The following is a 12,791-nucleotide window of genomic DNA, read 5'->3' as shown; positions in this document are numbered from 1 at the left end:
TTGCGGCCCTGTCAGGGAGGCAACCTCATGAACGCAATGACGCGTCGCATCGTCGTCGGGACGGCGGCGGTTTCGATCGCGCTGACGATGGCCGCTTGCGGCAAGTCGGGCGGCGGCGACAGCGGGTCGTCCAGCAAGGACAAGACCATCGGTCTGCTCCTGCCGGAGAACGCGACGACGCGGTACGAGAAGTTCGACAAGCCGCTGATCGAGGCGAAGATCAAGGAGCTGTGCTCCGACTGCTCCGTCGACTACGCCAACGCCGCCGGTGACCCCGCGAAGCAGGCGCAGCAGGTCAGCAGCATGATCGCCAAGGGCGTCAAGGTTCTCATCCTCGACGCGCAGGACTCGGTCGGCATCAAGACCTCGGTCCAGGCGGCTGTCGACAAGGGCATCAAGGTCGTCGCGTACGACCGCCTCGCGCAGGGCCCCGTCTCCGCGTACGTCTCCTACGACAACGAGAAGGTCGGCGAGCTGCAGGGCCAGGCCCTCCTCGACGCGCTGGGCTCCAAGGCCACCCCGTCCTCCAAGATCGTGATGATCAACGGTGACGACGCCGACCCGAACGCCGCCCAGTTCAAGGCCGGCGCGCACAAGATCCTCGACGGCAAGGTGAACATCGCCTACGAGCAGAGCGGTCTGTGGAAGGACACCGTCGCCAACCAGAAGGTGACCGCGGCGATCACCCAGCTCGGCGCGAAGAACATCGCCGGTGTCTACTCGGCCAACGACGGCATGGCCGGCGGTATCGCCACCGCGCTCAAGGGCGCCAACATCAACGTCCCGCTGACCGGTCAGGACGCGGAGCTCGCGGGCCTGCAGCGCATCCTCACGGGCGCGCAGACCAGCACGGTCTACAAGGCCTACAAGCCTGAGGCCGACGCCACCGCCGAGATCGCGGTGGACCTGCTCAACGGCAAGGACTTCAAGTCGGTCACCGAGACCACCGCCAAGAGCGGCTCGGGCCAGGACGTCCCCGCCCACCTGATCGGCGCCGTCTCCGTGACCAAGGCCAACATCAAGGACACGGTCATCAAGGACGGTCTCTACACCACCGCCCAGCTCTGCACCGCCGAGTTCGCGTCGGCGTGCAAGGCAGCGGGCATCCAGTAGGTAACGCAGTAACAGGGCGATGAGCCCGAGCCCGTAGAAGCCTGTCCGGCGCTCCACTCCACTTTCCACCCCGCTGCCGGGGTGGGGCGCCGGGCGGAATCGTTTACGGGTCAGCAGCATGTGGGGAAGGGGTTCGTCCCGTTCCCCGTTCACCTTGTAATCCTGTGCTTTGTTGCACGTCCTTCCGCGGCTGCCCAGCCAGTACGCGGCATCCCCGCCGGTCAGGCGGCGAAGGAGATGGTTCACGTGTCCGCTACGCCCGTGCTGGCGTTGCGCGGGGTCTCCAAGCGATTCGGTGCGGTCCAGGCCCTCACCGATGTCGAGCTGGAGGTCCACGCCGGAGAAGTGGTCGCCCTTGTCGGCGACAACGGTGCCGGTAAGTCCACACTGGTCAAGACGATCGCCGGTGTGCACCCGATCGATGAAGGCGTCATCGAGTGGGAGGGCAAGGCGGTCAGCATCAACCGGCCGCAGGACGCCCAGGGCCTCGGTATCGCCACGACCTACCAGGACCTCGCCCTGTGCGACAACCTCGACGTGGTCGGCAACCTCTACCTCGGCCGCGAGCTGCTCCGCGCGGGAGCGCTCGACGAGGTCACGATGGAAAAGCGCGCGCGCGAACTCCTCAACACCCTCTCGATCCGGATCCCCAGCGTGCGGATCCCGATCGCGAGCCTCTCCGGTGGCCAGCGTCAGGTCGTGGCCATCGCCCGTGCCCTGATCGGCGAGCCGAAGATCGTCATCCTCGACGAGCCCACCGCCGCCCTGGGCGTCGAGCAGACCGCCCAGGTCCTCGACCTGGTCGAGCGGCTGCGTGAGCGCGGCCTCGGCGTGATCCTGATCAGCCACAACATGGCGGACGTGACCGCGGTCGCGGACACCGTCCACGTGCTGCGGCTCGGCAGGAACAACGGTGCCTTCCCGGTGAAGGGCACCACGAACGAGCAGATCATCGCCGCCATCACCGGTGCCACGGACAACGCCGTGACCCGTCGGCAGGCGCGCAACGTGGAGGCGGCGAAGTGAGCGACAAGGACACCATGCCCAAGTCGGGCAGGCACGCACAGGCTCCGGCCGACGAGGTGCTGCCGCCGGCGGTGGCCCCGCTCGACCCGCGGCTCCTGGTCCGTGAAGAGGGCCTCAAGGGCTACTGGACCGAGTTCAAGCGCAAGATGCGCGGTGGTGAGCTGGGCTCCATCCCGGTCATCGTCGGTCTGATCATCATCTGGACCGTGTTCCAGACCAGGGACAGCCTGTTCCTGAGCTCGGCCAACATGGTCAACATCTGCTACTTCCTGTCCGCGACCGGCATGATCGCCACCGGACTGGTCTTCGTCCTGCTGCTCGGTGAGATCGACCTGTCGGTCGCCTCGGTCAGTGGTCTGTCCGCGGCGATCTTCGCGATCTTCTCCACCACGCACGGCATGAACGAGTGGCTGGCGCTGGTCCTCACGATCCTCACCGGCATCGGCATCGGCGCGATCCACGGCTTCTTCTTCGCCAAGATCGGCGTCCCGGCGTTCGTCGTCACCCTGGCCGGCAACCTGGGCTGGAACGGCCTGATGCTGTGGCTGCTGGGCTCCACCGGCAGCCTCTCGATCCAGGACACCGGCCCGATGCACATCCTCGGGCAGCGCTCCTTCTTCATGGACCAGGACATCGCCGGCGGCTACATCCTGGCGACGGTCGGCGTCGTGGCGCTGCTGGCGGGCTCGTTCATCGAGCAGACCCGCCGCCGCAAGGCCGGTGTGCCCTTCCGCCCCACCAGCGAGATCATCCTGCGCGCCGCGGTGCTGGCGATCGTCGGCTACGTGGCCGCGTACGTGCTGAACAAGACCTCCGGTGTGCCGAACGCCTTGGTGATCTTCCTCGTCACCCTGGTGATCTGCGACTTCGTGCTGCGCCGCACCACCTTCGGCCGCAAGGTCTTCGCGGTCGGCGGCAGCATCGAGGCCGCCCGCCGCGCCGGTATCAACGTGGCGCTGGTCCGCATCGCGGTCTTCGCCATCTCCGGTGGTTTCGCGGCCGCCGGCGGTCTGTTCCTGGCCGCCCAGACCTACACCGCCACGCTCGCCGCGGGCAGCGGCAACCTGCTGATGCTGGCCATCGCGGCCGCCGTCATCGGTGGCACCAGCCTCTTCGGCGGACGCGGCAACGTCTGGTCGGCGCTGCTCGGCATGCTCGTCATCCAGTCCATCCAGACCGGCCTGGACCTGCTCAACATGAACACCTCGATCCAGTACATGATCACCGGCGCGGTGCTGCTCGCCGCGGTGGTCATCGACTCGGTCTCGCGCCGGACCCAGAAGTCCTCCGGCCGCGCGTAGTCGCACACCCGTACCAGCCGCGCCACCGCGCGGACCCGGTGTCACCCGACCGCCGGGCCGTTCCTGGAACTCCAGGCACGGCCCGGCGGTTTCGCGCGCTCCAGCCGTGACATACATCGCACGGGGCGGCCATCGCCGCCCCAACCGGAACATTAGACTCGTCGGATCGGCCTGATCGGCCGGACCGGCGCACTCGACAGGCAGCAGAGGGAGGAACGGGTGGCAGTGCTGACCCGTATCAACGGACCGCGCGACCTCGACCGGCTCAGCCCGCAGCAGCTCGTGGAGCTGGCGGCCGAGATCCGCACCTTCCTTGTCGACGCGGTGTCGAAGACCGGCGGGCACCTCGGCCCCAACCTCGGCGTGGTCGAGCTGACCATCGCCCTGCACCGGGTCTTCCACTCCCCGCAGGACCGCATCCTGTTCGACACCGGGCACCAGAGTTACGTGCACAAGCTGCTCACCGGCCGCCAGGACTTCGCGAAGCTCAAGAGCAAGGGCGGGCTGTCCGGCTACCCCTCGCGGGCCGAGTCCGAGCACGACGTGATCGAGAACAGCCACGCCTCGACAGTGCTGGGCTGGGCCGACGGCCTGGCCAAGGCCAACGAGGTGCTGGGCCGCAACGACCACGTGGTCGCGGTCATCGGCGACGGCGCGCTGACCGGCGGCATGGCCTGGGAGGCGCTGAACAACATCGCCGCCGCCCAGGACCGCCCCCTGATCATCGTGGTCAACGACAACGAGCGCTCGTACGCCCCCACCATCGGCGGTCTCGCGGACCATCTGGCGACCCTGCGCACCACCGACGGCTACGAGCGTTTCCTGTCCCGCACCAAGGAGCTGCTGGAGCGCACCCCGCTGATCGGGCAGCCGCTCTACGAGACGCTGCACGGCGCGAAGAAGGGCCTGAAGGACTTCATCGCCCCGCAGGGCATGTTCGAGGACCTCGGCCTGAAGTACGTCGGCCCGATCGACGGCCACGACGTGGAGGCCCTGGAGTCCGCTCTGCAGCGCGCCAAGCGCTTCGGCGGCCCCGTCATCGTGCACTGCATCACCGAGAAGGGCCGCGGCTACAAGCCCGCCGAGCAGGACGAGGCCGACCGCTTCCACGGCATCGGCCCGATCCACCCCGACACCGGCCTGCCGGTGGCCGCCGCGGGCGCCGACTGGACCTCCGTCTTCGGCGACGAGATGGTCGAGCTCGGCAAGGAGCGGCCCGACATCGTGGCCATCACCGCCGCGATGCTCCAGCCGGTCGGGCTCGACAAGTTCGCCAAGGCGTTCCCCGACCGGGTCTACGACGTCGGCATCGCCGAGCAGCACGCCGCGGTCTCGGCCGCGGGGCTGGCCACCGGCGGCCTGCACCCCGTCTTCGCGGTCTACGCCACCTTCCTCAACCGCGCCTTCGACCAGGTGCTGATGGACGTCGCCCTGCACAAGTGCGGTGTCACCTTCGTCCTGGACCGGGCGGGTGTCACCGGCAGCGACGGCGCCTCGCACAACGGCATGTGGGACATGTCGATCCTCCAGGTCGTCCCGGACCTGCGGATCGCCGCGCCGCGCGACGCCGACCAGGTGCGCGCCCAGCTGCGCGAGGCCGTCGAGGTCGAGGACGCCCCCACGGTGGTCCGCTACTCCAAGGGCGCGGTCGGCCCGGCCGTGGCCGCCGTCGGCCGGATCGGCGGTATGGACGTGCTGCGCGAGCCGTCCGAGGGCGAGCGGCCCGATGTGCTGCTGGTGTCCGTGGGCGCGCTGGCCCCGATGTGCCTGGAGATCGCCACGCTGCTCGACGCGCAGGGCATCACCACCACCGTCGTCGACCCGCGCTGGGTCAAGCCCGTCGACGAGGCGCTGCCCGGCCTCGCGGCCCGGCACCGGCTGGTCGTCACCGTCGAGGACAACGGCAGGGTCGGCGGCGTCGGCTCGTCGGTCGCGCAGGCCCTGCGCGACGCCGAGGTGGACGTGCCGCTGCGCGACTTCGGCATCCCGCAGCGCTTCCTCGACCACGGCTCCCGCAAGGACGTCATGGCCGAGATCGGGCTCACCGCGCCGGACATCGCACGCCAGGTGACCGGTCTGGTCGCGACCATCGACGGCCGGTTCGCCGACGAGGCGGACCGTTCGCCCGAGATCGCCCGCGACTGAGGCGTGGCGGAGGACCGGGTCCGCCCCGCGTGGGCGGCCCCGGTGGGGGACCGGCGTGCGGCGGCCCCCGCGCGCGATGGTAAAAAGGCGCGAGAGCAGTGCGGAATTATCGAGGTGGCGTTGACATGACGGAGTCCAAGGGACCCGAGCAGGACCGTACGGCGGGTCCGGGCGGCAAGAAGCGCAAGACCCCGCTGGACCGGATCCGGCCCTACGCGATGGGGCTCGTCGCGATGGCCGTGGTGTTCGGCGGCTCGGCGCTGATCGGCCAGCATGTCCGCAGCGGCAAGGAGGACAAGGTGAAGGCGCCCTCCGGCGTCGTCGGCGCCCCCGTGGTGCCCACCGGCCCGGTGGTCACGGACACGCCCACCACCGGCCCCACCCCGACCCCCAGCCCCACGGGCCCCACGCTCGGCTTCCCGGTGCGCCCGTCGATCCCGGTCTCCGTCACGATCTACGAGGACCTGCGCAGCCCCGACTCGAAGGCGTTCGCCGACGAGTACGACCCCACGCTGACCCAGCTGCTGACCACCGGTCAGGTCCAGCTGCAGTACCGCCTGGTGACCGCCTCCGACAAGCAGTACGGCGGCAGTGGCGCGAAGGTGGCGGCGAACGCGGCGGCGTGCGCGCAGGACCAGGCCCGCTTCCCGCAGTTCGTCTACCAGCTCTGGAAGATGCAGCCGGACCCGCAGAAGGACAGCCTCAACAGCGTGGCCCTGATGAAGGAGCTGGCCAAGAAGGCCGGCAAGATCAAGATGGGCACCTTCGAGCCGTGCGTGAAGCTCGGTGACCACGACGGCTGGGTCAACCAGGGCCAGCAGGTCTACGAGAAGTCCGGTCTCGGCGGCGTCCCCGTGGTCGAGATCAACGGCGTCCAGGTCAAGGACGTGCACTCCACGCTGACGCCGCAGAAGCTGCGCGCGATGGTGCTCAAGGAAGCCAAGCGGGTCATCGCGGTGCAGGCGACGCCGTCCAGCACTCCGGCGCTGGCGGGCTGAGACCGGCTCTTCCGCCGGGCTCCGGCCCGGCGCCCGTCCGGCGGCGCCCGTCCGGCGGTGCCCGTCCGGCGGTGTCCGGACCTCCCGCTCCTCCGGGATCGGTCGCGTCACACGTTCGTCCTATCGGTATGTCTTATTTCGTCAACAATCAGGCGAAATCGGGTACTGAGGGTGTGTGGCATCCGATCACGGAGGAGTGATGGCCATGTCCACACCGGTGTTCGAGGACGTCGAGCCGCTGCCCGCCTGCGGGTGCGAGGAGTGTGCCCGGCGCCGCCTGGCCGACTCCGTGGCGCGTGACGGCGGGGGTCCCGCCACCGGGGCGACGGCGCGCGCGATGCTGGTCGTCGCGGCCGCGGGCACCGCGCTGGGCGGCGCCGCCACCGCGGCCGTCGCCGCGCCGGTGCCCGGCGCTGTGACGGGACCGGCCGCCGGGCGCGACGCGCTGAGCGCGCCGTCCGCCGTGGCGCGCGCCGCGGCCGCCCCGCTGCGGCTGACGCGCGCGCAGATCCTGGACCGGGCCGAGAGCTGGATGTCGGCCCGGGTGCCCTACAGCATGACCGCGTACTGGAAGGACGGGTACCGGCAGGACTGCTCCGGCTTCGTCTCCATGGCCTGGGGCCTCGGCAGCAGCGCCTGGACCGGTGATCTGGCCGCCTACGGGGTACGGATCACCCGGGACGCGCTGCAGCCCGGTGACATCCTGCTGTACCACAACACCGCCGACCCGCGGCACGGTTCGCACACCGTCGTCTTCGGCGGCTGGGTGGACGACGACCACACCGTCTACACCGGCTACGAGCAGACGCCGCCCGGTGCCCGCGTGCGGACCACGCCGTACCCGTACTGGACGCACTCCGCGAAGTACGTCCCGTACCGGTACAAGTACCTGGTGACCGGCGGTGGTTCGGCCTCGGGCGCCCCGGTCGCGGCCGGGCTCGCCTACCCCGGCCGCGGGGCCTTCGGGCCGGGACACAGCAACTCCCACGTCACCCGGCTCGGCGCCATGCTCATCGGCCGCGGGGGCGGCGGCTACTACGAGGTCGGCCCCGGCCCCCGCTGGGGCACCGCCGACCGCGACGCGACCCGCGCCTTCCAGCGCGCCCAAGGCTGGACCGGCCCCGACGCCGACGGCATCCCGGGCCCCACCACCTGGTCCTACCTGATCCACCATCACGGCCACGACATCCCCCCACCCCACGCCTCCGCGGTCACCGCGGCGAAGGTCCCTGCGGGCGCGGGAGGGACGACAGCGGTGCCGTCGGCCAAGCCGCCCGCGAAGCCTCCGGCCAACGCGCCTGCGGGCGGGACCGGGATGGCCTCCAAGCCGCCTGCCAAGGCGCCCGCGGCCGAGACGGCTGCCCCGCCGCCTGCCAAGGCGCCCGCGGCGCCCCTCGACGCGCATCCTCCGGTGGTCGACCGGGTCCTCGGTGGTGGGGTGCCGCCGTATCCCGGGGGCGGGGTGTTTCGGCCGGGGCGGGGTGGGGACGCGGTGCTGGCGTTGGGACGGCGGCTGGTGGTGAAGGGGTTCGGGAAGCACTACCGGACGGGGCCCAGCGGGGTCTGGGGTGAGGCCGACCGGCGCAATGTGGAGGCATTCCAGCGTGCCCAGGGGTGGTCAGGCCGCCAGGCGGACGGCTACCCGGGCCCCGAGACCTGGAGACGACTGTTCACGTGACGAGACCTCTGAGCGCATCCCCGGCCACCGACGCGGGCCTGCCCGAGCAGGCCGGGCCCGCCGGGCCCGGCCCGGCGGAACACGGCGCCGTCGAGGCGTCCCTCGCCGGGGCCCCCGCCGAACGCCCCGGGCCGTGCCTGCCCGGCTGGACGGCCGTGCTCACCGCGCTCGTCGCGGGCGCCGCCATGGGCTGGCTGCTGTGGCGCGCCGGCGCGCTGCCCACGCGGGTGGCGGGCCATGGACTGCTGCCGCTGCCCCGGGCCCGTGCCGACCGGCGGGCCCTGTGGAGCGGGGCCCTGGTGGCCGCCTCGGTGGCCGCCTTCGCCGTCGGCGGGATCACCCGGGGCCGCCCCGGCAGCGTCTGGCTGCTGACCCGGCACGGCGCCTACCGCGGCACCGTCCGCACCACCGGGCTGCTGTGGATCAGCCCGCTGCTGACCCGGCGCCGTATCGACGTGTCGCTGCGGCACTGGCGCAGCCGCCCGATCGACGCCGTCGACGCCCACGGCACCCCGCTCCAGGTCAGCGTGTTCCTGGTGTGGCGGGTCCGGGACACCGCCAAGGCGTCCTTCGGCGTCGACGACCACCACCTCTTCCTGCGCGAGGAGGTCGAGGCCGCGGTGGCCCGCACGGTCTCCCGGCACCCGGCCGACGACTTCCGCGGCGCCGCGCCCACCCTGCGCGACAACGAACGCCTCGCCGAGTACCTCACCCGGCTCGTCGCGAACGACCTGCGCGCCATCGGCGTCGAGGTCTTCTCCGTCAGCCCGGTGCGGATCGACTACGCGCCCGAGGTCGCCGCCGCCATGAGCAGGACCCGGATCGCCGCGCTGGAGGCAAGGCACCGCAGAGCCGTGCTCGACGACGTGCTCGCCACTGTCGCCGAGACCGTACGGGGACTGAGCGAGCGCGGCCTCGCCCAGCTCGACGACTACGAACGCACCTCGCTGGTACGGGACCTGACGGTCGCGCTGTGCACGGCGGCGCCCAGCAAGCCCTGACGGGCCGGACACGTACAGCCGGGCACGCACAAGGGCGCCGACCGGGCTCCTCACGAGCCGGTCGGCGCCCTCAAGCGCTGCCTACGTACGCACGTATGTGCGCGGACGCGTTACGCGGGGACGCTCGCCACGCCCGGGGCGAGGAACGCCTTGCCGTTCACCCGCTGGGAGACGCCCTCACGGTCCAGGTACGGCGTGATGCCGCCCAGGTGGAAGGGCCAGCCCGCACCGGTGATCAGGCACAGGTCGATGTCCTGGGCCTCGGCGACGACGCCCTCGTCCAGCATCAGGCCGATCTCCTGCGCCACCGCGTCCAGCACGCGGTCGCGCACCTGGCCCTCGGTGAGCACCGAGTCACCCTGCTTGAGCAGCGCGGCGACCTCCGGGTCCAGCTCCGGCTTGCCGGAGTCGTACACGTAGAAGCCGCGCTTGCCCGCCTTGACGACGGCGGCCAGATTCTCCGAGACCGTGAAGCGGTCGGGGAAGGCGCGGTGCAGCGTCTCGGAGACGTGCAGACCGATGGCCGGGCCGACCAGTTCCAGCAGCACCAGCGGGGACATCGGCAGGCCGAGCGGCTCGATGGCCTTCTCGGCGGTCTCCACCGGGGTGCCCTCGTCGATGACGTTCTGGATCTCGCCCATGAAGCGGGTCAGGATGCGGTTGACGACGAACGCCGGGGCGTCCTTCACCAGCACCGCGGTCTTCTTCAGCTTCTTGGCCACACCGAACGCGGTGGCCAGCGACGCGTCGTCGGTGCCCTCGCCGCGGACGATCTCCAGCAGCGGCAGCACCGCGACCGGGTTGAAGAAGTGGAAGCCGACGACCCGCTCGGGGTGCTCCAGCTTCGAGGCCATCTCGCTGACCGACAGCGAGGAGGTGTTGGTGGCCAGGATCGCGTCCGGGCGTACCACCGCCTCCAGCTCGGCGAAGACCTGCTGCTTGACGCCCATCTCCTCGAAGACGGCCTCGATGACGAAGTCCGCGTCGCCGAAGGCGGTGGCCTTGTCGAGGTGTCCGGAGACCAGCGCCTTGAGACGGTTGGCCTTGTCCTGGCCGACCCGGCCCTTGGCGAGCAGCTTGTCGATCTCGCCGTGGACGTAGCCCACGCCCTTGTCGATGCGCTCCTGGTCGATGTCGGTCAGCACGACCGGCACCTCCAGGCGGCGGGCGAAGAGCAGCGCGAGCTGCGAGGCCATCAGGCCCGCGCCGACCACGCCGACTTTGCTGACCGGGCGGGCCAGCGCCTTGTCCGGCGCGCCCGCCGGGCGCTTGCCGCGCTTCTGCACCAGGTTGAAGGCGTAGATGCCGCTGCGCACCTCGCCGCCCATGATCAGGTCGGCGAGCGCGGTGTCCTCGGCGTCGAAGCCCTGTCGCAGGTCGCCGTTCCTGGCGGCCGCGATGATGTCCAGCGCGCGGTAGGCGGCCGGGGCCGCGCCGTGCACCTTGCTGTCGGCGATGAAGCGGCCGCGGGCGACCGCCTGGTCCCACGCCTCGCCGCGGTCGATCTCCGGGCGGACGACCTCCAGCTCGCCCTTGAGGACGGCCGCGGTCCAGGCCAGCGACTGCTCCAGGAAGTCGGCGGCCTCGAACAGCGCGTCGGCGATGCCCAGTTCGTAGACCTGGCCGCCCTTGAGCTGGCGGTTCTGGTTGAGCGAGTTCTCGATGATCACGGTGACCGCGCGGTCCGCGCCGATCAGGTTCGGCAGCAGGGTGCAGCCGCCCCAGCCCGGGATCAGGCCGAGGAAGACCTCGGGCAGCGAGAACGCGGGCAGCGACGCCGACACCGTGCGGTAGGTGCAGTGCAGGCCGATCTCGACACCGCCGCCCATGGCCGCGCCGTTGTAGTACGCGAAGGTCGGCACCGCCAGGGTGGACAGCCGCTTGAAGACGTCGTGGCCGCCCTTGCCGATGGCCAGCGCGTCGGAGTGCTGGGTCAGCAGCTCCACGCCCTTGAGGTCGGCGCCGACCGCGAAGATGAACGGCTTGCCGGTGACGCCGACGCCGCTGATCTCACCCGCGGAGGCTTCCTTCTCGACCTGGTCGATCGCCGCGTTGACGTTGGCGAGGGACTGCGGGCCGAAGGTGGTCGGCTTGGTGTGGTCCAGGCCGTTGTCCAGGGTGATGAGCGCGAAGCGCCCGGCCCCCGGCAGCTCCAGGTGGCGCACCTGGGCCTGGGTGACGACCTCGCCGGGGAACAGCTCGGCCGCACCCTTCAGCAGCTCGGTGGTGCTGGTCACTTGGTGCCTCCATCGAAGTGCGGGTTCTCCCAGATGACCGTGCCGCCCATGCCGAAGCCGACGCACATGCTGGTGATGCCGTAGCGGACGTGCGGCTGCTCCTCGAACTGCCGCGCCAGCTGCGTCATCAGCCGCACACCGGAGGAGGCCAGCGGGTGGCCGAAGGCGATGGCGCCGCCGTACTGGTTGACCCGCGGGTCGTCGTCGGCGATGCCGTAGTGGTCGAGCAGCGAGAGCACCTGGACGGCGAACGCCTCGTTGATCTCGAACAGGCCGATGTCACTGATCGTCAGGCCCGCCTTGGCGAGGGCCTTCTCGGTGGCCGGGATCGGGCCGATGCCCATCACCTCGGGCTCGACACCGGCGAAGGCGTACGACACCAGGCGCATCTTGACCGGCAGTTCCAGGTCGCGGGCGACGTCCTCGGCGGCGAGCAGCGAGGCGGTGGCGCCGTCGTTGAGCCCGGCCGCGTTGCCCGCGGTGACCCGGCCGTGCGGCCGGAACGGGGTCTTGAGGCCCGCGAGCTGCTCCAGCGTGGTGCCGGGGCGCATCGGCTCGTCGGTGGTGGCCAGGCCCCAGCCGGTCTCCCCGGCGTCCGGGCTGGTGCAGCGCACCGCGATCGGCACCAGGTCCTGCTGGATACGGCCGTTGGCGTACGCCTTGGCGGCCTTCTCCTGGCTGCGGACCGCGAACTCGTCGGCGCGCTGCTTGGTGAGGTTCGGGAACCGGTCGTGCAGGTTCTCCGCCGTCATGCCCATGAACATCGCGGACTCGTCGACCAGCTTCTCGGAGACGAACCGCGGGTTGGGGTCGACGCCCTCGCCCATCGGGTGGCGGCCCATGTGCTCGACGCCGCCCGCGACCACCACGTCGTACGCGCCGAACGCGATGCCGCCGGCCGTGGTCGTCACGGCGGTCATGGCGCCCGCGCACATGCGGTCGATGGAGAAGCCGGGCACGGTGGTGGGCAGTCCGGCGAGGATGCCCGCCGTGCGGCCCAGGGTCAGGCCCTGGTCACCGATCTGCGTCGTCGCGGCGACCGCGACCTCGTCGATCCGCGCCGGGTCGAGGTCGGGGTTGCGGCGCAGCAGCTCCCGGATGCACTTGATGACCAGATCGTCGGCCCGGGTCTCGTGGTAGATGCCCTTCGGGCCCGCTTTGCCGAACGGGGTGCGGACGCCGTCGACAAAGACGACGTCCCTCGCGGTACGAGGCACGATGCTCCCTTTTTTCTGCGTTCACTCGCGACCCGGGGGGATGGTGAACGTGCGGGTGGACGACCTGCGAAGGGT

General features: G+C 71.0%; 9 protein-coding genes. 7 read left to right on the top strand and 2 right to left on the bottom strand.

Annotation, left to right across the window (positions count from 1 at the left end; genetic code table 11):
* Nucleotides 1-27 precede the first annotated feature (27 nt).
* From AB0M29_RS10420 to AB0M29_RS10390, 7 genes are all read left to right on the top strand, one after another.
* A complete protein-coding gene (locus AB0M29_RS10420; protein ID WP_365381699.1) occupies nucleotides 28-1,113 on the top strand; it encodes a substrate-binding domain-containing protein in 1,086 nt (361 codons plus the stop codon).
* A gap of 237 nt (nucleotides 1,114-1,350) precedes the next feature.
* Nucleotides 1,351-2,139, top strand: coding sequence for an ATP-binding cassette domain-containing protein (locus tag AB0M29_RS10415; protein WP_365381697.1), 789 nt, complete (start codon nucleotides 1,351-1,353; stop codon nucleotides 2,137-2,139).
* Between the two features lie 14 nt (nucleotides 2,140-2,153).
* Nucleotides 2,154-3,440 carry a sugar ABC transporter permease gene (locus AB0M29_RS10410; protein WP_365381950.1) on the top strand — a complete coding sequence of 429 codons (1,287 nt, stop codon included), beginning with the start codon at nucleotides 2,154-2,156 and terminating at the stop codon, nucleotides 3,438-3,440.
* A 219-nt stretch (nucleotides 3,441-3,659) separates the two neighbouring features.
* Nucleotides 3,660-5,585 (top strand): 1-deoxy-D-xylulose-5-phosphate synthase, encoded by a 1,926-nt coding sequence (gene dxs, locus AB0M29_RS10405; protein ID WP_365381695.1) that lies wholly within the window; start codon nucleotides 3,660-3,662, stop codon nucleotides 5,583-5,585.
* Nucleotides 5,586-5,710: 125 nt separating this feature from the next.
* On the top strand, nucleotides 5,711-6,583 hold the full coding sequence (locus AB0M29_RS10400) for a thioredoxin domain-containing protein (protein ID WP_365381694.1): 873 nt from the start codon (nucleotides 5,711-5,713) through the stop codon (nucleotides 6,581-6,583).
* Between the two features lie 205 nt (nucleotides 6,584-6,788).
* Entirely contained in the window at nucleotides 6,789-8,261 is a 1,473-nt protein-coding gene (locus tag AB0M29_RS10395; protein WP_365381692.1) for a peptidoglycan-binding protein, read from the top strand.
* The gene (locus AB0M29_RS10390; protein ID WP_365381690.1) at nucleotides 8,258-9,262 is read left to right on the top strand and encodes an SPFH domain-containing protein; all 1,005 of its coding nucleotides are present in this window, start codon (nucleotides 8,258-8,260) and stop codon (nucleotides 9,260-9,262) included. The genes AB0M29_RS10395 and AB0M29_RS10390 overlap by 4 nt, the downstream gene beginning before the upstream one ends.
* A gap of 110 nt (nucleotides 9,263-9,372) precedes the next feature.
* On the opposite strand, the gene AB0M29_RS10385 is transcribed toward AB0M29_RS10390, so the two are convergent.
* Both AB0M29_RS10385 and AB0M29_RS10380 read right to left on the bottom strand, forming a co-directional pair.
* Nucleotides 9,373-11,499, bottom strand: a complete 2,127-nt coding sequence (locus AB0M29_RS10385) for a 3-hydroxyacyl-CoA dehydrogenase NAD-binding domain-containing protein (protein ID WP_365381688.1) — start codon at nucleotides 11,497-11,499, stop codon at nucleotides 9,373-9,375.
* On the bottom strand, nucleotides 11,496-12,716 hold the full coding sequence (locus AB0M29_RS10380) for an acetyl-CoA C-acyltransferase (protein WP_365381686.1): 1,221 nt from the start codon (nucleotides 12,714-12,716) through the stop codon (nucleotides 11,496-11,498). Before AB0M29_RS10380 ends, AB0M29_RS10385 begins: the two co-directional genes overlap by 4 nt.
* Nucleotides 12,717-12,791: the final 75 nt, after the last annotated feature.

The sequence above is a fragment of the Streptomyces sp. NPDC051976 genome (assembly GCF_040680795.1).
Classification (GTDB): Bacteria; Actinomycetota; Actinomycetes; order Streptomycetales; family Streptomycetaceae; genus Actinacidiphila.
Note: the sequence above shows the minus strand (reverse complement) of the source record. Positions and strands in the feature narration are given on the sequence as shown.